Source organism: Tenacibaculum sp. AHE14PA, assembly GCF_019278465.1.
Lineage (GTDB): Bacteria > Bacteroidota > Bacteroidia > Flavobacteriales > Flavobacteriaceae > Polaribacter > Polaribacter bernardetii.
The window spans coordinates 2,328,690-2,352,704 of sequence record NZ_CP058983.1; the positions used below are offsets into that span (position 1 = coordinate 2,328,690).

24 protein-coding genes are annotated in these 24,015 nt (G+C 30.5%); 13 read left to right on the forward strand and 11 right to left on the reverse strand.

Features of this window, described 5'->3' with window-relative positions; translation table 11 throughout:
- Positions 1-198 precede the first annotated feature (198 nt).
- Complete coding sequence (locus H0I30_RS10695; RefSeq protein WP_218771852.1) at positions 199-858, forward strand: hypothetical protein; 660 nt, start codon at positions 199-201, stop codon at positions 856-858.
- Between the two features lie 4 nt (positions 859-862).
- On the forward strand, positions 863-2,131 hold the full coding sequence (locus tag H0I30_RS10700) for an MFS transporter (protein ID WP_218771853.1): 1,269 nt from the start codon (positions 863-865) through the stop codon (positions 2,129-2,131).
- Here the strand turns inward: H0I30_RS10700 and H0I30_RS10705 are convergent.
- Positions 2,128-2,898, reverse strand: a complete 771-nt coding sequence (locus H0I30_RS10705) for a DUF547 domain-containing protein (protein WP_218771854.1) — start codon at positions 2,896-2,898, stop codon at positions 2,128-2,130. The two genes, H0I30_RS10700 and H0I30_RS10705, sit on opposite strands and share 4 nt — an antisense overlap.
- Before the next feature lie 20 nt (positions 2,899-2,918).
- Between H0I30_RS10705 and H0I30_RS10710 the strand changes: the two genes are divergently transcribed.
- Positions 2,919-3,623 carry a TIGR04283 family arsenosugar biosynthesis glycosyltransferase gene (locus H0I30_RS10710; protein ID WP_218771855.1) on the forward strand — a complete coding sequence of 235 codons (705 nt, stop codon included), beginning with the start codon at positions 2,919-2,921 and terminating at the stop codon, positions 3,621-3,623.
- Here H0I30_RS10710 and H0I30_RS10715 read toward each other — a convergent pair whose 3' ends face one another.
- From H0I30_RS10715 to H0I30_RS10730, 4 genes are all read right to left on the reverse strand, one after another.
- Positions 3,624-4,130, reverse strand: a complete 507-nt coding sequence (locus tag H0I30_RS10715) for a hypothetical protein (RefSeq protein WP_218771856.1) — start codon at positions 4,128-4,130, stop codon at positions 3,624-3,626. It abuts the gene before it with no gap.
- A gap of 80 nt (positions 4,131-4,210) precedes the next feature.
- Positions 4,211-5,857: a glycerol-3-phosphate dehydrogenase/oxidase gene (locus tag H0I30_RS10720; protein WP_218771857.1), complete on the reverse strand. Its 1,647-nt coding sequence runs from the start codon at positions 5,855-5,857 to the stop codon at positions 4,211-4,213.
- A gap of 109 nt (positions 5,858-5,966) precedes the next feature.
- Positions 5,967-6,413 (reverse strand): YHS domain-containing (seleno)protein, encoded by a 447-nt coding sequence (locus H0I30_RS10725; RefSeq protein ID WP_218771858.1) that lies wholly within the window; start codon positions 6,411-6,413, stop codon positions 5,967-5,969.
- A 140-nt stretch (positions 6,414-6,553) separates the two neighbouring features.
- Positions 6,554-7,528 (reverse strand): acyl transferase, encoded by a 975-nt coding sequence (locus H0I30_RS10730; protein ID WP_218771859.1) that lies wholly within the window; start codon positions 7,526-7,528, stop codon positions 6,554-6,556.
- Positions 7,529-7,709: 181 nt separating this feature from the next.
- On the opposite strand from H0I30_RS10730, the gene H0I30_RS10735 reads away from it, so the two are divergent.
- Positions 7,710-9,251 (forward strand): aldehyde dehydrogenase family protein, encoded by a 1,542-nt coding sequence (locus H0I30_RS10735; RefSeq protein ID WP_218771860.1) that lies wholly within the window; start codon positions 7,710-7,712, stop codon positions 9,249-9,251.
- Positions 9,252-9,328: 77 nt separating this feature from the next.
- On the opposite strand, the gene H0I30_RS10740 is transcribed toward H0I30_RS10735, so the two are convergent.
- The gene (locus H0I30_RS10740; RefSeq protein ID WP_218771861.1) at positions 9,329-9,712 is read right to left on the reverse strand and encodes an ankyrin repeat domain-containing protein; all 384 of its coding nucleotides are present in this window, start codon (positions 9,710-9,712) and stop codon (positions 9,329-9,331) included.
- Positions 9,713-9,876: 164 nt separating this feature from the next.
- Positions 9,877-11,736 carry a radical SAM protein gene (locus H0I30_RS10745; RefSeq protein ID WP_218771862.1) on the reverse strand — a complete coding sequence of 620 codons (1,860 nt, stop codon included), beginning with the start codon at positions 11,734-11,736 and terminating at the stop codon, positions 9,877-9,879.
- A 228-nt stretch (positions 11,737-11,964) separates the two neighbouring features.
- Between H0I30_RS10745 and H0I30_RS13090 the strand changes: the two genes are divergently transcribed.
- The 4 genes from H0I30_RS13090 (at position 11,965) to H0I30_RS10760 (ending at position 15,947) form a co-directional block, all read left to right on the forward strand.
- Positions 11,965-12,651, forward strand: a complete 687-nt coding sequence (locus tag H0I30_RS13090; RefSeq protein WP_370624094.1) for a hypothetical protein — start codon at positions 11,965-11,967, stop codon at positions 12,649-12,651.
- A 15-nt stretch (positions 12,652-12,666) separates the two neighbouring features.
- Complete coding sequence (locus H0I30_RS10750; protein WP_370624105.1) at positions 12,667-14,283, forward strand: GH92 family glycosyl hydrolase; 1,617 nt, start codon at positions 12,667-12,669, stop codon at positions 14,281-14,283.
- Between the two features lie 156 nt (positions 14,284-14,439).
- Positions 14,440-14,715, forward strand: a complete 276-nt coding sequence (locus H0I30_RS10755) for a helix-turn-helix domain-containing protein (RefSeq protein ID WP_218771863.1) — start codon at positions 14,440-14,442, stop codon at positions 14,713-14,715.
- 2 nt (positions 14,716-14,717) lie between these two features.
- Positions 14,718-15,947 carry a type II toxin-antitoxin system HipA family toxin gene (locus tag H0I30_RS10760; RefSeq protein WP_218771864.1) on the forward strand — a complete coding sequence of 410 codons (1,230 nt, stop codon included), beginning with the start codon at positions 14,718-14,720 and terminating at the stop codon, positions 15,945-15,947.
- Here H0I30_RS10760 and H0I30_RS10765 read toward each other — a convergent pair.
- The 4 genes from H0I30_RS10765 to H0I30_RS10780 all read right to left on the reverse strand — a co-directional run bounded on the left by H0I30_RS10765 (position 15,944) and on the right by H0I30_RS10780 (position 19,393).
- Positions 15,944-17,083 (reverse strand): ATP-binding protein, encoded by a 1,140-nt coding sequence (locus H0I30_RS10765; RefSeq protein ID WP_218771865.1) that lies wholly within the window; start codon positions 17,081-17,083, stop codon positions 15,944-15,946. The two genes, H0I30_RS10760 and H0I30_RS10765, sit on opposite strands and share 4 nt — an antisense overlap.
- Before the next feature lie 3 nt (positions 17,084-17,086).
- On the reverse strand, positions 17,087-17,842 hold the full coding sequence (locus H0I30_RS10770; RefSeq protein WP_218771866.1) for an SDR family NAD(P)-dependent oxidoreductase: 756 nt from the start codon (positions 17,840-17,842) through the stop codon (positions 17,087-17,089).
- Between the two features lie 130 nt (positions 17,843-17,972).
- A complete protein-coding gene (locus H0I30_RS10775) occupies positions 17,973-18,878 on the reverse strand; it encodes a hypothetical protein (protein WP_218771867.1) in 906 nt (301 codons plus the stop codon).
- Between the two features lie 83 nt (positions 18,879-18,961).
- On the reverse strand, positions 18,962-19,393 hold the full coding sequence (locus tag H0I30_RS10780; protein ID WP_218771868.1) for a hypothetical protein: 432 nt from the start codon (positions 19,391-19,393) through the stop codon (positions 18,962-18,964).
- Positions 19,394-19,523: 130 nt separating this feature from the next.
- Here H0I30_RS10780 and H0I30_RS10785 point away from each other — a divergent pair, with 130 nt between their 5' ends.
- From H0I30_RS10785 to H0I30_RS10805, 5 genes are read left to right on the forward strand one after another with little or no spacing between them, the layout of a single operon-like run.
- Entirely contained in the window at positions 19,524-20,633 is a 1,110-nt protein-coding gene (locus tag H0I30_RS10785; RefSeq protein WP_218773519.1) for an FAD-binding oxidoreductase, read from the forward strand.
- A complete protein-coding gene (locus tag H0I30_RS10790) occupies positions 20,634-21,800 on the forward strand; it encodes an NAD(P)/FAD-dependent oxidoreductase (protein ID WP_218771869.1) in 1,167 nt (388 codons plus the stop codon).
- Positions 21,797-22,507 carry a methyltransferase domain-containing protein gene (locus H0I30_RS10795; protein WP_218771870.1) on the forward strand — a complete coding sequence of 237 codons (711 nt, stop codon included), beginning with the start codon at positions 21,797-21,799 and terminating at the stop codon, positions 22,505-22,507. Before H0I30_RS10790 ends, H0I30_RS10795 begins: the two co-directional genes overlap by 4 nt.
- Positions 22,508-23,560 (forward strand): type III polyketide synthase, encoded by a 1,053-nt coding sequence (locus H0I30_RS10800; protein ID WP_218771871.1) that lies wholly within the window; start codon positions 22,508-22,510, stop codon positions 23,558-23,560.
- Positions 23,561-23,570: 10 nt separating this feature from the next.
- Entirely contained in the window at positions 23,571-24,014 is a 444-nt protein-coding gene (locus H0I30_RS10805; protein ID WP_218771872.1) for a 3-hydroxyacyl-ACP dehydratase FabZ family protein, read from the forward strand.
- The last annotated feature ends 1 nt before the right edge of the window (position 24,015 follow it).

The window sequence follows — 24,015 nt, forward strand, 5'->3', positions numbered from 1 at the left end:
CACAAATAATCCTTCTTAATAAAAAGAAGTCAACCCACCAATCGCTTCTAAGATTACATTCAATAAAAATTGAAATCGAAACAAATTTAATTTAAAAATCTGATTCACAAACTTTTTCATAAAAAAAGTCATATTTAAAAGTATAAATTACCTTACATATAGTTTAGTTTTAAGTATTTTTGTTTAAAATTAAACAAAATGAAAACAATTCAGGAAGCTGTAGAAATTACAATAAGAAAAACACCTTTTATTGAAGAGGCTTTAAATGAAAAGTTAATTAACGTATCATCTTTAGCTAGAGTTATCTTACCAGAAGTAAGTAAATTACTTAAAAAAGAAGTAAAAGTAGGTGCAGTTATGATGGCTATAAATAGACTTTCACCAGCAAATGAAATTAGAGTACGCAAAAACATTAAAAAATTAGCACTTAACTTAGGAGATGTAATTGTACGATCTGATTTATGCGACTTTACCTTTAAAAACACTACTTCATTATTAAAAGAAATTGCTAAAGTTTTAAGTAAATCTGCCGATAGTAATGATTATTTTTTAACAGTTTCTCAAGGAATTTTTGAAACTAATATTGTTACGAGTAAAAATTTAAGACCTTATGTTGAAGAAATTTTTAAACTCGAAACATTAATAAATAATGTAAATGATTTGGCTTCAATAACAATTAAACTTCCAAAGGGTAATTTAGAGCAATCGGGAATATATTATTTTATTTTAAAGCAATTTGCTTGGGCAAATATTGCTGTACAAGAAGTAATATCTACAACAAATGAAATGACAATTGTTGTAAAAGAAGAAGATGTAAATGAAACTTTTGCTCTTTTAATGGATTTAAAATTGAATTAATAAAATGGAAAAGAAAGACCCGTATGCTTCTTTAAGAATTAAAGAATTTAATTTATTTCTTTTAGTGCGTTTTGCCTTAGTATTTGCTTGGTCTATGCAATTTATTATTATAGAATGGCAAGTATACAGTATTACAAAAAATCCGTTATCACTCGGTATTATTGGTTTGATGGAAGTAATTCCGGCAGTATCTATGGCTTTATTTGCAGGACATATTGTTGATCAAAAAGAAAAAAGAAATTTATTAGCACTTTGTATAGGTGCTTTTTCATTAATAAGTTTAGGCTTGTTTTTTTTAACCTTACCAAGTTTTATTAAAGGTTGGGAAACAAACACGGTATTATATGCAATTTATGGATTGGTATTTTTTGGCGGACTTTTACGTTCGTTCTTCGGACCCACAATATTTTCTTTGATAGCTTTAATAGTGCCTAAAAAATTATATCCCAATGCAGCAACTTGGAGTAGCTCTACTTGGCAAATGGCTTCAGTATTAGGTCCTGCCTTTGCAGGGTTTACTATTTCTTGGTTAGGAGTTCATTGGTCACTTTGTATTGTTTTTGGCTTGGTACTATTTTCATTTTTGATGGTGTTTTTTGTAAAGAAAAAACCAATTATGAATCCGAAAATTGGGGAGCCAGTATTAAAGAGTTTAAAAGAAGGAATCAATTTTGTATTTAAAACCAAAGCTATTTTAGGAGCCATTACTTTAGATATGATTTCTGTACTTTTTGGTGGTGCTATTGCTTTATTACCTATTTATGCACAAGATATTTTAAAAGTAGGGCCAGAAGGGTTTGGTGCTTTACGTGCTGCACCGGCAATAGGTGCTTTTTTAACAATGTTAATAACAGCTTACATACCTATTAGTAAAAATGCCGGAATGAAGTTGTTAGCGGCTATTTTTGGCTTTGGAGTTTGTATTATAGTATTCGGATTATCTTCCGTTTTTTGGATATCAATGGTAGCGTTATTTTTTAGTGGTGTTACCGACGGAGTTTCAATGGTTATTCGTCAAACAATTTTACAATTAAAAACTCCCGATCATATGCGAGGTAGAGTAGCATCTGTAAATTCTATGTTCGTAGGTTCATCAAATGAATTAGGAGCTTTTGAAAGCGGCGTAACGGCAAAATTAATGGGAACTGTAACTGCTGTTGTTTCTGGTGGAACAATGACATTAATTACGGTTGTAACCACAGGTATTATAAACCCAACATTGCGAAAGTTAGATTTAACGAAAGATTTAGAAGCGCACGAAAAATCTAATTAATTAAGATTTTTAGGTAGTTCTTTAAAATTATTTAAATACAACGTCCAATCATAATCATTAAACTTAAGTTTTTTTGGTTTGGTTGGCGTTATTCCGTAGTTTTTTAAAATTTCACGAGCGCCAGATTTACCACCAAAATCACCTCTAAACCAAGAAATTAATGCCGAAGAACTAGCGGTTTCATTTTCTTTATTAAAAGTAGTATGTTGTTTTAAATAATTGGTAACCATATAATCTAGTTCATCATTTAAGTTATTTAAAGAAAAAATAGCAACTGGCGGACAACTTTTGGCACCACAGTTTAATACAAAGTGAATTCTCCAATCAATATCATCAACCCTTAATTTTCTTTCCCATTTAGCTCTAAAAGGTTTTCTTAAATAACCTAAACTAATTTTACATCTCGATTTTCTAAGAATACCGTGCTCTACATCATCAAAAGATAATATTTCACCAGCAATTTTAATTCTTTTAGTTTTAAAAAAAGATCCTTTATCATCAAATAAACTAGGGTTTTTATTTAAATGTATTTGAATAAAAGCGTTATATATGTTAATCCAAAAAGCTTTTTTATGCTTATCTTTAGGCAGTTGAGTTAGCAAATTGGTTAACGTACTTTTTTCGAGTATAGAAATTTCTTCCTCATACGATTCACCATTTACGATACGAGTTAACAAGTCTTGCGATGTTTTTATATAGTCTGTTTTATTTTGCGCAATAAGAGTGCACGTAAGAAACAAAAAAATACTAAAGAAATAGTTTTTCATAATTTTAAATTAATGTATTTATGCTAATAAGCATTATTATTCCTGTTTATAATGAACAACACAACTTACTTAAAAAGCTGTCTTTTTTAAATGAAATAGCTTACAAGAAACCAGTTGAAATCATTATTTCAAATTCGCCCGAAACTACAGATGATACCATTAATGTATGCAAAAAATTCGACAATGTATTGTTTTACAACAGTCCTAAAAAGGGTAGGGCCGTACAAATGAATTATGGTGCAGCTAAAGCAACGGGTGATATTGTTGTTTTTTTACATGCTGATGTTCAGTTACCAACTAATTTTTATGAAGAAATAATACAAGCAATTAATAATAATTATAAGGCCGGATTTTTTTCTTATAATTTTGATAGATCGTCTTTTTTGTTAAATATAAATAGTTATTTCACAAAAAAAGATAGCCTACTTGCTGGCGGTGGCGATCAATGTCAGTTCTTTTTAAAAACAATTTTTAACGAGCTAAATGGATTTAATGAAGATTACTGTATTATGGAAGATTTTGAAATGATAGATAGAATAAGAGATAAGAATATTAAATATACCGTTATTCAATCTAAAGCAACGGTAAGCGCTAGAAAGTACGATAATAATTCGTGGTTAAAGGTAAATTTAATAAATGGATATGTTTTTATGTTATATAAATTTGGCGTGAAACCATTAATACTAAGAAAAAAATATCAGAATTTATTAAGGGAAACGGTGTAGTTACCCCATATCCATATAACTAATCTTAGTAATAATATTAGTTGCTTGATCGAATTCTATATATACAAAACTATCACAATCTTCACAAACTGAATATAAAATACTCTTAGAACCATTTCGGCCAACACTAAAAACAACAGTACCTAGTTTACTAATATTATCTCCAACAGTAACCGCAATATTTTTTATATTTAAAGACGATTCACTGCTATTAATTTCAAAAGATTCTATATAAGGTTTACTTCTTCCTAAAGTAGAGAAATCTACTTTAAGTCCTTTAAAAACAAAATAATAATAGTTTTCATTTTCATCAACATTATAAGAAGTTACTGCACCTAATAAGTTTTCTACAGCAGCTTGTTTTCCTTTAGTTTTTTTAAGGTCGTTTAATGTGGTATTGTTTATTTTAATACCTTCAAATTCTGAAGATTTTACAATATTAGTTGTTTGACTTTTAGCAATAAAACTACTGATTAGAAATATAAATACAAATAATTTTTTTTTCATTTTTTAGGGGAATATAAAAATTTTAAGCACGCCAAAGATATAACACTTTTTGTTGTGAGCAATTACAGTGTGTAAAATGACTAGTTAAAATTTACGGCTAATTTTATTTTACTTTCTAATTCTTCTTGATGTTTACTTTTTTCTAATTCAGACCAATTAAAATATGTAGTAAATTCATTTAAAACATCATTTTTATAACTATCTACACTAGGTTTATCAAAAAATAAGCGGCCAGTTCTACGCATAAAAAAATCGGTGGGAGTACAAGTCATTTCATGTTGAATGGTAAACCAAATTTCAGCTTTTAATAAACGAAGTTCTACATTACTTTCTTTTAACTCATCAAATTTATCTATAATTATGGCTGTTTGTTTTCCGTAATTGTGCACCAAATAAGCAGCTTCAGTTTTTGTAAAACCTTTATTTTTTAAATTTTTATATACTTGATTTATGTATAAGTCTACCGATTTGTAGTTTTGAAAAGGACCACCGGCTAAAATAATATCTTCAGTTTGTATGGTATCAAATTCAACATTAAAACGTCTAACCATTTTCTTAGCAACTAAATCAACAATACGCTCAGCCATTTTACGATAACCGGTTAATTTACCCCCGGCAATAGAAATTAGCTTGGTATCAGAAACAAAAATTTCATCTTTACGAGATAATTCTGATGCAGATTTACCTTCCTCATGAATTAATGGTCGTAAACCTGCCCATGAAGATTGAATATCATCTAAAGTTAATTCGATACCAGTAAACATATTATTCACAGCTTCAATTAAATAGGTGGCATCAATAATATTGGTTTCTACGGTGTTTTTATCTTCTTGAAAATTAGTATCTGTGGTACCGAAATAAGTTACTTTACCACGCGGTATTGCAAACATCATTCTACCATCTGGAACATCAAAATAAACGGATTGTTTTATAGGTAATTTTTCATGAGCAACAACTAAATGAACTCCTTTTGTTAAATGAAGTCTTTTGCCAATTTTAGAGTTGTTAATTTGTCGTAATTCATCTACCCATGGTCCTGCAGCATTAACTACATATTTTGCTTTAATTTCGTATTCTTGGTTAGAAAAAATATCAGAAACCTTTACGCCAACTACACGTTTATTTTCATAAATAAACTCATTGGCTTTGGTATAATTAAGTATTTGTGCGTTGTATTGGCTAGCTGTTTTTAGTACTTCTATTGTTAAACGTGCATCATCTGTACGATACTCTGCATAATAACCAGCACCTCTTAATATATTTTTAGGTAAAAGAGGTTCTTTGTTAAGAGCTTCCTTTTTATCGAGCATTTTACGTTTATCATCACCTTCTACAGAGGCCAAAACATCGTACACTTTTAATCCGATAGAGGTTAACCAAGATCCATAAGTTCCTCCATCAATTAAAGGAAGAATCATTTTTTCGGGAATTACTAAATGAGGTGCTATTTTATGAACAATTGCTCGTTCGGTACCCACTTCTTTTACCAACCAAAAATCGAATTGTTTTAGGTAACGTAAACCACCGTGAATTAGTTTTGTTGATTTACTTGAAGTACCAGAAGCAAAATCATTTTTTTCAATTAAAGCAACTTTCATTCCTCTAGATGCAGCATCTAAAGCTATCCCTGCGCCGGTAATTCCTCCACCAATAATTAAAATATCAAATTCGGTTTCTTGTAATTCTTGTTGAATGTTTTTTCGATTGAAAAAAGAAAAGTGGTTCATAGCTAGCTTTTTATTTAACAAAAGTAAGAATAAAATAAAGTAAAAAACACAAAAAAAAAGGCTGAATAAATTCAGCCCTTTATAGTTGCCCCCGCAACGAATAAATCAATTACTGATTTACTCTTAACCAATTTATATCTGCTTGTTTTTTTAATTTTTCTGCGCCTTCTTGTTGCCAAGATTTTAAGGTATTGTTTATCCACGAATTATAAAACAAGTAGAGTTTGCCATCTCTTATTTCAAAATTTTCAGGATCAATAGCTACCTTTTCACCTTTTTTCCCCATTGCATATGCACAATAGCCACCATATTGCGGAATGTATTTTGTAGGATTTACTTTAAATAGCTTGAGGTTTTTTTCTGAAGAAAACTTAAATTTAGTACCATCGAAGGTAGTAGTAAGTTTCTTTTTACCTTCTAAAGGTTCTTTACTTGTAAAGTAAGAAACAACATCGTAACCTTCAGCAACATATCCACTTGTTGTGTTATAGTCTGTTTTTTGAGCTACTAACACAGTAGAAATTACTAGTAAAAAAAGAGTTATAAATTGTTTCAAAAAAAATGAATTTAATGTTGTAGTCGATAAGTTCTTAACTAACTTACAGCTTTTAAAAAAAGATTTTCAATTATAGAAAACATAAATTGAAGTAATAGATAACAGTTTTAAAAATTAACTTTAAAAGAAAAAATTAAAGTCTATAAAACCATTAGGTTGCAACCTCTAATATCAGAATTATCGAACCTACCAATAATTTCAAAACTATTATCGGTATGTATTTTACCTAAATCTTGCGTAGCAATAAAGGAACAAGAATTATAATTTGCTAAATCAATAACGTTAATACCGCCCGATTTTTCTTTTGGTAAAATTGTTAATGAATCTTCGGTGTCTCGAGTTAAAAAGCGCATCCAAGGCGGACAATTAAAAACACCATTTCCTTTAGAGTAACCTTGACTTAATAACTCTGTCATACCATATTCAGAATGTATTTTTTTTACACCAAATCCCTTAGAAAGTATAGTATGTAGCTCGTGACGAACGAGTTCTTTTCTTCTCCCTTTCATGCCACCAGTTTCCATAATAATGGTGTTTTTAAGGTTAAAAGTATGCTTTTCAATTAAATCTAACAGAGCAAAAGAAACGCCAATAAGTAATATTTTTTGACCTTTTTTATCTAAATCTATCAGTTTTTTGGTTAATTCATCTAAATTATCAAGATAAAATCCACTTTCTGCTTGTTTTGATTTTTTTATCAAATCATTAGCCATATATACTAATGAAGATCCTTTACGTTCTAAATAATTAGGTAATAAAGCTAAAACTACGTACTCTTCTATATTGCCGTAAAAATGCTTAAAACCATTTAAGTAACTTTCTTCATACCACGATAAATCTGTAACTAAATGCTTACTTGTTATACTACCTGTGGTACCAGAACTTGAAAACGTTTCTTGAACTTTATCAGTAGATGAAAGTATTTTTTTAGTTTTAAAAAACTCAATTGGTAAAAAAGGAATCTGTTCTATAGAAGTAACATCACTTGGATGAACATATAATAAATCACAAAAAGAACGATATACTTTATTATTAGTAAACTGATGTTTAAAAACACGTAAAGCTACTTTGGTAAACTCTTCTTCAGACTGTATGTTAAAAAATTGCTCTTTCATAAAGGGCTACAAAAATAGTGTTATAAATGATATTACTTTTTAAATTTACCCATAATATATTTTAAAATAACATATTTTGTTTGATTTTAAACAAAACAGATAAAAATGTTTAATTTATAGAAGTGTGAAATTATTCGTAGTTTTGTTTTTTTATTTTAAACACCTAAAATTACAATATATAATGGCAGATTTTGGTATCAAAGAAGCTTTAGCTCAATTAGGAGTAAAAGATATTAATGAAGGAACCTCTACAGGTTCTAATAACTTTTCTAACGGAGAAATTATTGAAAGTTACTCACCAGTTGATGGGAAACTAATCGGTAAAGTAAAATCTACGACAAGAGAAGATTATGATAAAGTAATGGAAACGGCTACAGAGGCATTTTTGTCTTTTAGAAATATGCCTGCTCCACAAAGAGGAGAAATTGTACGTCAGTTTGGTAATAAATTAAGAGAGTTAAAAGAACCATTAGGTAAGTTAGTTTCTTACGAAATGGGTAAATCTTTACAAGAGGGTTACGGTGAAGTTCAGGAAATGATCGATATCTGTGATTTTGCTGTTGGTTTATCACGTCAGTTAAACGGACAAACAATTCCGTCTGAACGTCCAGGGCATGTAATGAGAGAACAATGGCACCCAATTGGTGTAGTTGGTATTATCTCTGCGTTTAACTTTCCTGTTGCAGTTTGGGCTTGGAATACAGCTTTAGCATGGATTTGTGGTGATGTATGTGTATGGAAAGGTTCTGAAAAAGCACCTTTATGTTCTATCGCATGTCAAAACATTATTGCAGATGTTTTAAAACAAAATAACTTACCAGAAGGTATTTCTTCTATCATTAACGGAGATTACAAAGTTGGTGAAATGATGACTACCGATACTCGTATTCCTTTAGTTTCTGCTACAGGATCTACAAGAATGGGAAGAATCGTTGGTGCAACTGTTGCGCAGCGTTTCGGAAAATCTTTATTAGAGTTAGGAGGAAACAACGCAATTATTATTACACCTACTGCCGATTTAAAAGTGGTAGTTCCTGGTGCAGTATTTGGTGCAGTTGGAACTTGTGGTCAACGTTGTACTTCAACAAGAAGATTAATTATTCACGAATCGGTTTACGATAAAGTAAGAGATGCAATTGTTGGTGCTTACGGGCAGTTAACTATTGGAAATCCTTTAGATGAAAAAAATCATATTGGGCCGTTAATCGACCACGATTCTGTAAACACATATTTAGCTGCAATTGAAAAGGCAAAAGCTGAAGGTGGTAACGTATTAGTTGAAGGAGGAGTTTTAGAAGGTGAAGGTTACGAAAGCGGATGCTACGTAAAACCAGCTATTATTGAAGCAGAAAATCATTTCGAAATTGTTCAGCACGAAACTTTTGCTCCGATTTTATATTTAATGAAATACTCAGGAGAAGTAGAAAATGCGATTGCAAAACAAAATGGTGTTGCGCAAGGATTATCATCAGCAATTATGACGAATGAAATGAAAGAAGCTGAAAAGTTCTTATCATATGCAGGATCTGATTGTGGTATTGCAAACGTAAATATTGGTACTTCTGGTGCTGAAATTGGTGGTGCTTTTGGTGGTGAAAAAGAAACTGGTGGTGGACGTGAGTCTGGATCTGATGCTTGGAAAGTGTACATGAGAAGACAAACAAATACTGTAAATTATTCTGATGAATTGCCTTTAGCGCAAGGAATTAAGTTTGACTTATAAGTCGATAATCGACATTTAATTATATTGAAAAGGCTTCACAATTTGTGAAGCCTTTTTTATTTAAAATTCGGGTTACTTTATTTTTCTAAGGCAGTAGCAATTACTTTATAAGCTGCATGTGCTTTAGACATTTTTGCATAATCTAAGGCTGTAAAATTTCCTTTATCCGATTTTGAATTTAGTTTAGCGCCTTTTTTAATTAATAATTTAACGATTGCTACTTTGTTATATCTAGCAGCAAACATTAACGGAGTTAACCCAGTAGATTTTCTGTTAATATTTGTTCCATTTTCAATCATTGCTTTAACAGCCTCGTAATTACCAGCTGTAATTAACTTACAAAAAGTATTAACTTTATAATATTCGGTAGTAGTTTTTACGGTTGTTTTGTTTATTTCTGAAGCTGAAACAGTTCCAAAAGATAATGCGATTGCTAATACTGTAAATACAAATTTTTTCATGATATTATGTTTTTTAAGATTCGGTTTATATCTAAAAAGACGACGATCAAAAAAAAACGTTTCAGTAAAAAGAAAGACTTAACAAATATTTATGATTACTTCTTAAAGTTTTATTAAATTAATAATCAGTTATTTAAGGATATGTAAAGTAGTTGATATTAAATTTAGGTAGTTAAAAAACCTGCTATCAAATTAGGCACTTGAGTTGTTTTTGGTGTTTTAAAATCGAAGTATTTATGTAAAGGAATATCAAATCCTTTATAATTTAAATAATTGTTTAAAGCCGTATTTAAGCCTTGGCTATATAAGTGATGTTCTGCTCCTGTTGGATCTTCGTGATACAAATCATTTTCAGCAAAACCTTTAAATTCTGGCCCAGTAATGTTAATTTCAAATTCATCCGGATTTTTACCAACGGGGCTATGACTTGTACAAGCAAACATGTGCCAAAAAGCAGATTGAATACAATTGTTTTGAAATAACTGACGCACAACTTCTAAAGAATCAATGGTTTCTTGTGCTGTTTCTGTAGGAAAACCGAACATTAAATAAGCATGCACCATAATATTTTCATCAGAAAAAGCTTTGGTTACTCTAGCAACTTGTCCAATATCTACCCCTTTTTTCATTTTAGCTAATAACCTATCCGAAGCAACTTCTAAACCACCGGTAACGGCAATACATCCCGATTTAGAAAGTAAAGCACACAATTCTGGCGTAAATGTTTTTTCGAATCGAATGTTGGTCCACCAAGTAATATAAACTTTTCTTTCTAGCAGTTTATTTGCCAATGCTCTTAGCATTTTTGGCGGCGCAGCTTCATCAACAAAATGAAAACCTGTAATACCTGTTTCAGAGATTATTTTTTCGATTTTATTCACTAAATCATCAGCGGTTGTATTTTGATAATTTCCAATATAATCTAACGTAACATCACAAAAAGAACACTGTTTCCAATAACATCCGTGAGAAATGGTTAATTTATTCCACTTTCCATCAGACCACATTCTGTGCATCGGATTCATGACATCTAAAAAAGATAAGTATTTATTTGTTGGAAGTCCTAGATAACTAGGCGCAGGCAAGTTTTTATGATGAAATATGGTGTTTGGTATTTTATCAGCGTAAATAACTTTATTGTTTTTACAGATAAAAGTTCTTTCTAAACCATCTTCTTTTATTTTACCATCTAAAAACTCTGTGATTTTTAATAACGGACCTTCACCATCATCTAAAGTAATAAAATCTATAAAATCAAAAATTCTTGGGTCAGACAAACGTCTTAACTCAGTGTTACAATAACCGCCACCCATACCTATTTTAATGGTAGGATATTTTTGTTTTATAAATTGTGCACAACGTAAAGCAGAAAATAAATTACCAGGAAAAGGCACTGTAAAACAAACTAAATCATAATTATCTTGTTGCAGTTTTTCTTCTAATAAATACAACATTTCATCTTCTATTAAGGTAGTTTCATATTGTAAAAACTCGTTAATAGTATCGAAACTAGAGGCAGATCTTCCTAGTTGTTCTGCATAGCGTGTAAAAGAGAAAAACTCATCGACATTGGCGTTTATATAATCGCCTAATTCTTCTACAAAGAGTGTTGCAATGTGTTTGGCTTTGTCTAAAATTCCTAGTTTTCCGAATTCGGTAGTTAAATCTTTATTTAGTTTAACACGCCTATGTCCGTGTGGTAAAAAATCTTTATGTACCATCTGATACGCTGCTGTAACTTCTTGTACGCGCAAATAATCCATAACAGAATCTACTTTATTTATGTATTCTTCTTTTTGTTTATCAACTAAAGGAAAATCACTATTACCAAGCATTTCTGCTTGCTTAAAAATAGCCTCTATAAATTCTTTGGTAAACACCGTAGTAAACAGCTCGATACTTAAATCCATTTGCGTTGCTTTTACATCTTTAGACTCTAAAAAACCTTTAATGTATGCGGTTGCAGGATACGCAGTATTTAATTGTGTAAAAGGAGGTGTTACTAAAAGTGTGTTTATAGACATATATAATAAATAAAACACAAAGATACTTTTTAAGGCAGTACTTTTTAGCTGATTTATTAAAACAGTTTTAACGTTTATAAAAGGATCTTTTTAAACAACGTGTTTAAATTTAAACACTTTTAGTTAAATTGTTTTTATTTATATTTATTTGGTTTTATAGCATTTTTAAGGTGTTTATTTGTTTTCATTTTGCTTTATTAGCACTTTAAACCTGTTTTGGTTAATAATATGAAAAAATATTTATCATTTTTAGTGATCTTTAGTTTGTGTTTATTTGTGGTAAACTGTAAACAAGAGTTAAAAGAAAGTGTCGTAGATCAAAGGCATAAAAAAGATTTTACAAAAAATGTAAATCCTTTAATTGGAACTAGTAAAATGGGACATGTTTTTCCTGGAGCAACTGCTCCTTTTGGAATGGTACAGTTAAGTCCTCAAACTAATTTTGAGGTTATGTTTAATGAAAATGGTAGCTACAACAGTACAACATATGAATATTGTGCGGGTTATCAACATAAAGACTCAACAATTATAGGTTTTGCTCACACTAATTTTAGCGGAACAGGGCATGCTGATTTAGGGGATTTTTTAGTAATGCCAACTACAGGAAAACTAACATTAGATCCGTTAAAAACAAAAGAAGGTACTAAAGGATTTTATTCAACGTTTTCACATGATACCGAAAAAGCGTCTCCTGGTTATTACAAAGTAAACTTAGATAGTTACAATATAAAAGCCGAATTAACAGCTAGTGAGCGTGTAGGTTTTCATCAATACACATTTCCAAAATCTAACGATGCACATATTATTTTAGATTTAGTGTACAATATCTATCATCATGATAATAAAAATGTATGGACATTTATTCGTGTTGAAAATGATAGTTTAATAACAGGTTATAGACAAACAAAAGGATAGGCAAGAACAAAAAAAGTGTTTTTTGCGATGAAATTTTCTAAACCATTTAAAAGTTATGGTCATAAAAAATACAATAAAGAAACGTATGATGGATTTTACAGACGTTTTAAACAAAATGAAAACTTTCCTGAAATGGCAGGAAAAGATATAAGAGCTTATTTTAATTTTGATACAGAAGAAGGTGAAAAAATAAATGTAAAATTTGCCTTATCACCAGTAAGTACTAACGGAGCTTTAAATAATTTAAAACAAGAAATTCCGCATTGGAATTTTGATAAAACAAAACAAGAAACTAAAGATAAATGGAATAAAGAATTGGGAAAAATTGATGTAGAAACAATTTCTGAAAAAGAGAAAACTACTTTTTATACCGCTTTATATCACACTAATTTGTCACCTATTTTGTATGAAGATGTTGATGGGAAATACCGAGGGTTAGACCAAAATATACATACTTCTGATGGTTTTACTAATTATACGATATTTTCTCTTTGGGATACTTACCGCGCATTACATCCATTATACAATATAACACAACCAAAGCGAAACAACGACATGATAAAATCGATGCTTGCACATCACGATCAAAGTGTACATAATATGTTACCAATTTGGAGTCATTATGCTAATGAAAATTGGTGTATGATTGGGTATCATGCTACTTCAGTTATTGCAGATGCGTTAGCAAAAAATGTGGGAGATTTTGATGTGAATCACGCACTTAAAGCATCAACAAACACAGCCACTGTTCGTTATTTTGATGGTATTGGAGATTATATTGATTATAAATATGTTCCAGAAGACAAAAGCCATTCATCAGTATCAAAAACATTAGAATATGCTTACAATGATTGGTGTATTGCTCAAATTGCAAAAAAAGTTGGAAAAGCTGATGTAGAAAAAGAGTATTTAACAAGATCAACCTATTATAAAAACGTTTATGATCCAACAATTGGATTTATGCGTCCTAAATTATCTGATGGTACTTTTAGAAAAAACTTTGACCCAATGGATACGCACGGGCAAGGTTTTATTGAAGGAAATGCATGGAATTATGGATTATATGTTCCTCAGAACATTGATGAAATGATTGAAATGATGGGAGGTAAAGAAAAATTTAGTAAGCAACTAGATGAATTATTTACCACAGAAATAGCTGATAAATACATAGCAAACCATGAAGATATTACTCGCGACGGAATTATAGGGAATTATGTGCATGGTAACGAGCCTGGACATCACATTCCGTATTTATATAATTGGACAGGGCATCCTAAAAAAACACAAGAAAGAGTTCGTATGATTATGGATACCATGTACGGAGATACTGTTGATGGTTTGTGTGGTAATGATGATGCAGGTCAAATGAGTGCTTGGTATATATTTAGTAGTTTAGGGTTTTATCCTGTAACACCAGGTTCGCCAAATTATGCCATAGGAAGTCCGAATATTAAAGCAGCTACTATTTATTTAGAAAATGGAAAAACCTTAAAAATTACGGCTCAAAATCAAAGTAAAGAAAACGTATTTGTAAAAAGTATAACAATAAACGGTAAGAAAATAACAGATAATGTACTTTCTCATGCTGATATTATAAACGGAGGAGAACTAATTTTTGAAATGAGTAAATAGTAATAAAGCGAAATTATTTTGCACAAACGGTTATAGAAAAATAAATTAATTGCTACCATAGTAGTAATTTTAGCCATGTATCATTAAAAAAAGGTATTATAGTAGCAATTTTTAAAGTATAATTATTATATTAGTATTCTAAACTAAGAGTACGATATGTGGGGATATGGAGATGAAAAATCGCCTAAGGAAATAATGATTCTTTTATCAAAAAGAACCAGAGTTTTAAGGAAACAAGAAAAAATGTCTCAGAAGGAATTATCAGAAAGATCAGGAGTATCTTACGCTAGTGTTCGAAAATTTGAATCAACAGGTGTCATTTCTCTAGAATCACTTTTAAAAATTTGTGAAGCTCTTAAACGTTTAACAGATTTTGAATCAATATTACTGCCAAGTGATATGAAACGGAAAAAAGAGTTGTTTAATTATTAATTATGGCAACAACTAAACTCGATGTATATATACAGTTTTCTAAAGAAGAAGAACTTATAGGTCAACTTGTTTTAGATGGTAGAGATATATTATTTAAATATAGCGATACTTATTTAGAAACAGGAACAAACCTGTCTCCAAATCAATTAACGTTTGATGATATTCCTCAAACAACCAAAGAAAAACCATTTAATGGTCTTTTTGGCGTGTTTGCTGATTCTTTACCAGACGCTTGGGGATATTTGTTAATAAAGAAACGCCTTAGCACTGATCGAATTGCTATTGAATCTCTTAATATGTTAGATCATTTAACATTTGCAGGGAAGAACAGTATGGGTGCACTACAATATAGACCGAGTGTAGCATTAGAGCACGAGGCTATAGAAATTAATCTAGATAAACTAAATAATAATATTTCTGAAGTCCTCAGTGGAGAGAGTAGCACTGTAATTGATGATATGTTCGGAAGAGGAGGTAGCCCTGGTGGAGCACGACCAAAAATTTATGCAGGATATAATCCGAAGACAGATTCACTAATTAGTGGTGTCGCCAATCTTCCGGAAGAATATGAGCATTGGATTATTAAATTTGCTGCGGATGTAGATTCGAAAGATATTGCCAATATAGAGCTAGCTTATTATAAGATGGCTTTAGCTTCAGGAATTGAAATGTCTGAATGTAGAGTGTTTAATAGTGATACAGGAAATAGTTATTTCGGAACCAAACGATTTGACCGTGTAGGGAATGATAAGCTGCATATGTTATCAGCTGCAGGACTTTTTCATGATGATTACGAGCACAGTACCCTTGATTATGGAAATTTAATTTACCAAGCAAAGAAGCTAACAAATAACGCACAAGTTGCTGAACAAATGTTCCGTAGGGCTGTTTTTAATATTTTAGTACATAACCGAGACGATCATTCTAAAAATTTTGCTTTTTTAATGAATCCTGAAGGAGAATGGTCATTAGCGCCAGCTTACGATTTAACTTTTTCATCTTCATCACAAGGATATCATAGTACCTCATGTGCTAGAAATTATGTAGACCCAGGAAAGAAAGAATTATTAGAGTTGGCAAGTGCATTGTCAATAAAAAAAGCAAAGACAATTATAGATGAAATTAAAGAGATTACCAATCAATGGAAACGATATGCTATGATGTATGGAGTTTCAGAAGTTTCAACAAAAACCATTGAAACTAGTTTAAAAACTATTCGTACAAGGTTTTAATTATAGCGTACTTTTCGTAATACCCGCATTGCTTCTTTGTATTTTATATAAGTAGTTTTATCTTCTAAGTTTTTTATATAATTTTTTATTTTTTTTAGCTGTTGAGGTGCGTCTAAAAATCCGTTTAAATAGCATATTAAATAGGAGGTAGGTAGTTTGTAAACGTTTTCAGATTCAGTTATCGAAAGTTGTTTATTACTCTCAATTTTGGTAACAATAGCATTGTTATTGTTATAAATATCATGTAAAATAGTTTTATCGTATTGAGGAGCTTCAAATAAAAATTGGGTGGCAATATCATGCTTTCCGTTCTCTTTAAAATGAATAATTGTTTTTTCTAACGGATAATGTTTTTTCCTTTTATCAATACCTAAAACAATATATTCGGTAATAATAAACGATTTTTCGTTATGGCTAATTTGAACATCATCTAGGGCAGAAAAAAATAAACGAACCTGCTCGTTTATTAATTCAATATCAACCCGAGTATAAAATTCTTCATTATTAATCACCTTTTTTTTACCAGCCCAACACACCACAAATTGTTCGTTAAATACTTTGTATTGCGGATTGTATGTAGGTTTATGATTGTTAATAAAATCGAAAACTCCATCGAGCGTTAGTTTTATATTATTACTTGCATTTTTTTCGATAGCTGCAACAATAGTAGCATTTGCATCATTTAAGGTAAAATTACCTTCAGAAGGCATTGAGTTACTTCCTCTGCGAAAAAAAATAGTGTTTCTACGGTATTTCCAGATATTTTTTAAAAGTGATGTAATTTTATTATTAGGATAAATAGTTACTAAACCTATTACTTTATGACGTGGCAAACGTGGAAAAGGAACATTTTCATATTCTATTTTTGGAGGATTGTTTAAGTAAGCGTTTATTAAATTCTGAATTTTACTATCATCGTAAAAATCGACTCCCAAAATTTTATTTTCTTCATCTTCAACCCCAATAACTATATAAGAATTATTATTAGGGTTAGAGTTTGAAAGCGCACAAATATGTTTTATAAACTTAGCTTTACCTTCTTTATGATGTAGCGATAATTTTTGCTTTTTATCAAAAAAACTATTCTCGTCGTTATGAGAAAGTAAGTTTTTAATTAAAAGACGTTTGTTAATCACAGCTTATACATTTTTATTTATAATTGATGCGGTTGCTTGTGCGGTAGGATATACCACTAAATCTTCAATATTTACATGGTAAGGTCTACTAATAACAAAGTAAATAATATCGGCAATATCTTCGGGCTGTAAAGCTTTATAGCCTTGATATACCGTTTTTGCTCTATCGAGATCTCCTTTAAAACGCACGTCTGAAAATTCAGTTTCTACCAAACCAGGATGAATTGCCGAAACACGAATATTGTGCTTGTTTAAATCAATACGCATTCCTTTATTTAAAGCATCTACGGCAAACTTTGAGGCACAATACACATTTCCGTTCGGATATACTTCTTTACTAGCAATAGAACCGATATTAAGAATAAAACCATTATTTCTATCCACCATTTGCGGAATTATAGCTTTCGAAACATATAATAAACCTTTTACGTTTCCATCAATCATGGCATCCCAATCATCAATACTTCCTTCCTGAATACTACTTAACCCGTGTGCATTACCTGCATTGTTAATTAAAACATCAATATGTTTAAATTCATCAGGTAAACTACCAATGGCCTTTTGTACTTCGTCTTTATAACGAACATCAAATTGTAGCGTATGTACTTTTGTGAAGGTTGATAATTGGTGTTGAAGTTCTTTAAGTTTCTCAGCGCGTCTTCCACAAATAATAAGGTTTATGTTGTTTTTAGCAAATAGTATAGCGGTTGCTTTACCAATACCAGAAGTTGCTCCTGTAATTAAAGCGGTTTGTTGCATGTTTTTGTTTTTTATAAAGGTAAAATATTTTAGGTAAAACGAATATTTTAAACAAAGAAAAACCGCTCTACCTCTAGAGCGGTTTCTTTTAGTTGGCTACTACCCCAACCAAAAATCAACTAACCAAACTTTATTTTAAATATTTTCTATCAACTGTTTCACGTTGTACTTTAGTACGTTTTCTACCGCTATTCCTTACAGTTGGTTTTATTGTTTTTTCATTTTTTAAATACTGTACAAATCCTCTACCAGAAAAAGTGTACGTTGTTTTAGAACTTAGGTGAAATAATTGTATCCTTTCATCATTTATAACGCTTAATTCAAACCTTTCAGTATCGCCACCATCATAATTAAGTGTTAAAAGTTTTAAGTCGCTATAACCTGCTATATTGGCTACTTTATAACCACCTACATAGTCCCATTTTATATAATCAATATTCGTGCCAAATGAATCGTGAGATGCGTAGAAAGTTACGTCGTTTTCTGGCGTAAACTGTAAGAAATGTTCATCATCAAATGTATTTGATACACCACCAGAAGAAGCAGTTCTTTCCCATGCTACATATTCTTGCAAAAAGTATTCTATGTTTTCATAAAACAACTTATCGTAATTAAAATTATTTCTTTGATAACCAATTAAATAATAACTTACGTTTTGCGATAAATCATCAATTCTAATTTCATCTTCAGAAAGTTGAACGACATCAAAATCATAACGTCCATCAAGATCGTGATCGGTTTCTAAAATGGTTCTGTAAGTGCCATAATTTCCAACAGCAATTCCAAGCCCATTTCCGGTTTTACCAATGTCAGCAATATTATTATTTGCATACATAGTTCCGTTTAAAAAAGAAACTGTAAAGGCTTTTGATAAAAAAGGAACATCGCCTGTACCAGTTGTTCTATGATAATCGATATACCATAAATCGTAACTAGATACATATTCGTTTAACGAAAAATCAGTATCCTGTACTGTACAAGATGTTAACGTTACACCTGTGGCAATAAATAGGAAGAGTAATTTTAGACGTTTCATAAGCGTATGTTTTAATATTATACTTATGTAGTTTTCAAATTACGTGCCAAAAATAAAAAACACCTCATTTGAGGTGTTTTTTGTTAGTTTTGAGGTTTTGCTGAGGGCATAAAAACCATTTTCTCTTTTTTAATATTTTCGATTTTATAATAATGAATTTTATCACCGATTTTGTAGCTAACTACGGCTTCATTTTCTTTTAGTTTAAAAGGAATCTCCTCTTTAGTTTTTGCGGTATTTCCATATTCTTTTTCAGGATCAACATTTAAAACTAAGTCTTTTTTATCTTCACCTGTTGAGGTTTTATAACGAGCAGCAATGTAATTTTTATCTTGTTTTTGTTCAATTACAGCACTTACAATTCTATCTTGAAAGTATACTTTTTGAAAATCGATAGTTTTACTTGCTGTAAACTCAATCATTAAATTAAGCGTGTTGTTGCCTGGTAAACCACCAGTAATATGAGCGTAAGATGCGGTGTTAACCGTAAAAGGAGGATTTGATTCTAGTTTCATGCTTGCACACTGTGTAAAGCTTAGTGCCAAAATTAAGATTCCGAATAACTTCATAATATTACTTTTTATTGTTTAAATTTAAATATTCAAGTAGTGTGCCAAGGTACAAATATATATAGATATTAAGATGTTGAATTACAGTTATTGGGAGTTAAAAGAATGGTTTACAAATGTAGATTTTACCATTGTTGGTAGCGGAATTGTAGGTTTAAATTGTGCATTGACATTAAAAAAAGCACATCCGAATGCTAAAATAATAATTTTAGAAAAAGGCATGTTGCCACAAGGAGCAAGCACTAAAAATGCAGGATTTGCGTGTTTTGGTAGTTTATCGGAATTGATTGATGATTTAAAAACACACAGTGAAGAAGAGGTTTTTAATTTGGTAAAAAAACGATGGAAAGGTTTACAATTATTACGAAAAACTTTGGGTGATGCCGCGATCGATTTTCAGCAAAATAAAGGTTATGAGTTATTTAATGATTCCGATTTTTATGAAGAGTGCTTGGCTGAAAAAAATAAAATTAACCAATTATTAAAACCACTTTTTTCTTCGGATGTTTTTAAGGTTGATAACAATTTTTTTGAGTTTAAGAATGTTCATGAAAATTATATAACCAATCAGTTTGAAGGGCAAATTGATACCGGTAAAATGGTAGCGCAGTTACTTCAAGTAATTCAGCAAAGTGATATAAAAATTTTAAATAATATTACCGTTAAAAGTTTTGAGGAAAATGGGAATAAAGTAGCTATACAAACCAATCAAATTAGCTTTTCCACCAATAAGTTATTGATTGCCACAAACGGATTTGCAAATCAATTATTCAATGAAAATGTACAACCTGCAAGAGCACAAGTTTTAATTACAAAACCTATAAAAAACCTACATATTAAAGGAACTTTTCATTTAGATAAAGGGTATTACTATTTCAGAAATATTGATGATAGAATTTTGTTTGGTGGTGGAAGAAATCTCGATTTTAAAACGGAAGAAACTGCTGAATTTGGAGAAACAGCTCTTATTCAGAATAAATTAGAAGAAATTTTAAAAACAACCATCTTACCTAATACTAATTTCGAAATTGAACATCGATGGAGCGGAATTATGGGTGTTGGAAATCAGAAAAAAGCAATTGTAAAACAGCTATCAAATAATGTTTTTTGCGGAGTTCGTTTAGGCGGTATGGGAATTGCTATTGGTAGTTTGGTAGGAAAAGAATTAGCAGAATTAATAGAATAAATGAAAAAAACCAACGACAATTTTAATCACAAAAAAAGTAATATAACTGCAGATGTAATTATTATTGGCGGAGGTTTAGCGGGTTTATGCAACGCAATACATTTATCTAAATTTGGTAAAAAAGTTTTATTGATTGAAAAAAATAAGTATCCAAAACATAAAGTTTGTGGCGAATATATATCTAACGAAGTTTTGCCGTATTTAGAGTTTTTAGGTATAAATCCGTTTGATTTTGGTGCTGTTAATATTACAGATTTTAAGCTATCAACTACAAATAATAAAGTTATTTCGGCGAAATTACCTTTAGGAGGATTCGGAATTTCACGTTATCAATTCGATTTTATTTTATCAGAAAAAACCAAAGAAAACGGTGTTATAATTTTACAAGATCAAGTATTAAATGTCAATTTTTCTGAAGATATTTTTCATGTAGCAACAAAAGAAAATAAAACGCTTACCTCAAAAATTGCTATTGGTGCTTTCGGAAAACGTTCTTTATTAGATGTAAAAATGGAACGTGATTTTATTCAGAAAAAATCACCTTATTTAGGCGTTAAAATTCACGTAAAAGGAAACTGTGAAGAAAATTTAGTAGCGCTTCATAATTTTAAAGGTGGTTACTGTGGCGTTTCTAAAGTAGAAAATGATATAATTAATTTGTGTTATATCACTAGTTTTTCATCTTTTAAAAAATATAAAAGTATAGAAGATTTTCAAGAACAAGTTGTTTTTAAAAATCAATATTTAAAAGAGATCTTTAAAGCAACAACACCAATTTTTGAAAAACCATTAACGATTAGTCAGGTTTCATTTGAAACCAAAAAACCAATAGAAAATCACCTTATTATGTGTGGCGATTCTGCGGGAATGATTCACCCTTTATGCGGTAATGGTATGAGTATGGCAATTCAGAGTGCACAAATTGCATCTAAACTCACTCTAAATTACTTAAATGGTAAACTTTCGTCAAGAAATGATCTTGAAAAACAATACATTAGAGAATGGAATAAAAACTTTAAAATGCGCTTAAAAACGGGTCATTTTATTGCGTGGTTATTTAGAAAAGATAAGGTTGCAGAAATTTTACTTAAAACGTTAAAGAAATTACCTTTTTTATTACCTATTATAATTAAGCAAACACATGGTAAACCAATAAAAATAGAATGAGTTTTTTTATCAGTACAAAATACAGAACAGATCAAGAAGAGATGATGGATGATTTTTCTATTGGTGGCGATTTATTGCGTGATGTTTTAGATAAATTAGAAAATATAAATCGTTGGCTAGGTGGAAACTTGGTAACGGTTAATGCATTAAAAAAAGTATTAAAAAAGCATCCTAAAAATATAGAAATCGTTATCGCCGATATTGGTTGTGGACATGGAGATATTTTACGTGATGTAGCCAAATTCGGAAGAAAAAATGGCTATACAATGAAACTGATTGGTGTAGATGCAAATGCTACCGCAATAGCATATGCGAATGAATTGTCAACAGAATATCCAGAGTTGGTTTTTAAGACTGAAGATATTTTTTCTGATGATTTTAAAAACAGAGAATTCGATATTGTTTTGGCAACGTTGTTTTTGCATCATTTTAAAGAACCGCAATTGATTTCTTTCTTATCAGACACTTTAAAACATACTAAAAAAGCAATAATTGTAAACGATTTACATCGTCATAAATTGGCGTATTATTTGTTTTTATTATTATCAATTTTTATCAAAAATAAAATGATAATCAACGATGGATTAATTTCTGTTTTAAGGGGGTTCAAACGAAAAGATTTGATTAGAATCTCAGAAAAAATAAATGTAAAACCACAAATTTCTTGGAAATGGGCATTCCGTTTTCAATGGATAATACAAAAATAAATGGCAGTAAAAATAACATCTGTAGCAAAACAATTGCCACAATATTATAGAGAAACAAAAGATATTATTCCGTTTGTAAAAACGTGGATGCAAGATCAGGATACACGTTTTCAGCGAAAAGTAATTAAACTTTTCGAAGGAGCAGCAGTAGATAAACGGTATTCAATCATGAACCCCGAAGAGGTTTTTATAGCAACTTCTTTCGAAGAAAAAAATGCTATTTACGCAAGAGAAGTAGTAAAACTAGCCGAGCAATCACTTAAAAAATCATTGCAAAAAGCAAATTTAAAAGCAACAGATATCGATTATATAATTACGGTAAGTTGTACAGGAATTATGATTCCGTCTATGGATGCATATTTGATTAATTCTTTGCAAATGAAACAAGATATTGTGCGTTTGCCAGTTACAGAAATGGGTTGTGCAGCAGGAGTATCTGGAATTATATATGCTAAGAATTTTTTAAAGGCAAACCCTAATAAAAGAGCTGTTGTAATTGCTGTTGAAGCACCTACAGCAACTTTTCAGTTAGACGATTATTCGATGACGAATATTGTAAGTGCGGCTATTTTTGGTGATGGAGCTTCGGCAGTTATTTTGTCTTCTTATGATGAAGATAAAGGTCCAAAAATTGTAGACGAAGCGATGTATCATTTTTATGACGCTACCCAAATGATGGGTTTTAATTTGGTAAATACAGGCTTACAAATGATTTTAGACAAGGAGGTTCCAAAGAAAATTTCAGATCATTTTCCTGCAATAATTCATCCGTTTTTAGAAAGAAATAATTTAACAATTGAAGATGTAAATCATTTGATTTTTCACCCTGGAGGAAAAAAAATTGTACAAACGGTAGAAGATTTATTTGGTGTTTTAGGTAAAAATATAGACGATACTAAAGAGGTTTTACGTTTGTATGGTAACATGTCTAGCGCAACAGTTTTGTATGTTTTGGAGCGTTTTATGGATAGAAACCCAGCAAAAGGAGAAAGAGGCTTAATGTTAAGTTTTGGTCCGGGTTTTTCTGCACAAAGAATATTGTTAGAATGGTAAAACGTATAAAATGAATCAAACAGAAATCATAAAAAACCTACCATACCAAGAACCCTTTTTGTTTGTTGATTTACTTACAGAGGTTTCAGAAAACGGAGTTACTGGAAATTATAGGTTTAAAGAAGAAGCATTTTTTTATGAAGGTCATTTTAAAAATAATCCAATTACGCCAGGTGTTATTTTAACGGAAACAATGGCACAAATTGGTGTTGTTTGTTTAGGTATTTATTTATTGAAAAATGAAATTTTAACAACAGATAAAAATCCACAAATAGCATTAACTTCTAATCAAGTCGATTTTTATTTACCAGTGTTACCAAACGAAAAAGTAACCGTAATTTCCGAGAAACAATACTTTAGATTCAACAAACTAAAATGTGCTGTAAAAATGATTAATGAGAAAAATGAATTGGTTTGTAGAGGAACTATTTCGGGAATGATAATCGCAAAATAAC

Excerpts from the sequence above, each read along its gene's own strand:
- H0I30_RS10730 (WP_218771859.1), bottom strand. The coding sequence starts at position 7,528 with ATGAAAGAGCAATTTTTTAACATACAGTCTGAAGAAGAGTTTACCAAA.
- H0I30_RS10705 (WP_218771854.1), bottom strand. The coding sequence starts at position 2,898 with ATGAAAAACTATTTCTTTAGTATTTTTTTGTTTCTTACGTGCACTCTT.
- H0I30_RS10760 (WP_218771864.1), top strand. The coding sequence starts at position 14,718 with ATGGCAACAACTAAACTCGATGTATATATACAGTTTTCTAAAGAAGAA.
- H0I30_RS10780 (WP_218771868.1), bottom strand. The coding sequence starts at position 19,393 with ATGAAACTAGAATCAAATCCTCCTTTTACGGTTAACACCGCATCTTAC.
- H0I30_RS10755 (WP_218771863.1), top strand. The coding sequence starts at position 14,440 with ATGTGGGGATATGGAGATGAAAAATCGCCTAAGGAAATAATGATTCTT.
- H0I30_RS10745 (WP_218771862.1), bottom strand. The coding sequence starts at position 11,736 with ATGTCTATAAACACACTTTTAGTAACACCTCCTTTTACACAATTAAAT.
- H0I30_RS10740 (WP_218771861.1), bottom strand. The coding sequence starts at position 9,712 with ATGAAAAAATTTGTATTTACAGTATTAGCAATCGCATTATCTTTTGGA.
- H0I30_RS10775 (WP_218771867.1), bottom strand. The coding sequence starts at position 18,878 with ATGAAACGTCTAAAATTACTCTTCCTATTTATTGCCACAGGTGTAACG.
- H0I30_RS10790 (WP_218771869.1), top strand. The coding sequence starts at position 20,634 with ATGAAAAAAACCAACGACAATTTTAATCACAAAAAAAGTAATATAACT.
- H0I30_RS10700 (WP_218771853.1), top strand. The coding sequence starts at position 863 with ATGGAAAAGAAAGACCCGTATGCTTCTTTAAGAATTAAAGAATTTAAT.
- H0I30_RS10735 (WP_218771860.1), top strand. The coding sequence starts at position 7,710 with ATGGCAGATTTTGGTATCAAAGAAGCTTTAGCTCAATTAGGAGTAAAA.
- H0I30_RS10800 (WP_218771871.1), top strand. The coding sequence starts at position 22,508 with ATGGCAGTAAAAATAACATCTGTAGCAAAACAATTGCCACAATATTAT.
- H0I30_RS10710 (WP_218771855.1), top strand. The coding sequence starts at position 2,919 with ATGCTAATAAGCATTATTATTCCTGTTTATAATGAACAACACAACTTA.
- H0I30_RS13090 (WP_370624094.1), top strand. The coding sequence starts at position 11,965 with ATGAAAAAATATTTATCATTTTTAGTGATCTTTAGTTTGTGTTTATTT.
- H0I30_RS10805 (WP_218771872.1), top strand. The coding sequence starts at position 23,571 with ATGAATCAAACAGAAATCATAAAAAACCTACCATACCAAGAACCCTTT.
- H0I30_RS10795 (WP_218771870.1), top strand. The coding sequence starts at position 21,797 with ATGAGTTTTTTTATCAGTACAAAATACAGAACAGATCAAGAAGAGATG.
- H0I30_RS10770 (WP_218771866.1), bottom strand. The coding sequence starts at position 17,842 with ATGCAACAAACCGCTTTAATTACAGGAGCAACTTCTGGTATTGGTAAA.
- H0I30_RS10715 (WP_218771856.1), bottom strand. The coding sequence starts at position 4,130 with ATGAAAAAAAAATTATTTGTATTTATATTTCTAATCAGTAGTTTTATT.
- H0I30_RS10720 (WP_218771857.1), bottom strand. The coding sequence starts at position 5,857 with ATGAACCACTTTTCTTTTTTCAATCGAAAAAACATTCAACAAGAATTA.
- H0I30_RS10695 (WP_218771852.1), top strand. The coding sequence starts at position 199 with ATGAAAACAATTCAGGAAGCTGTAGAAATTACAATAAGAAAAACACCT.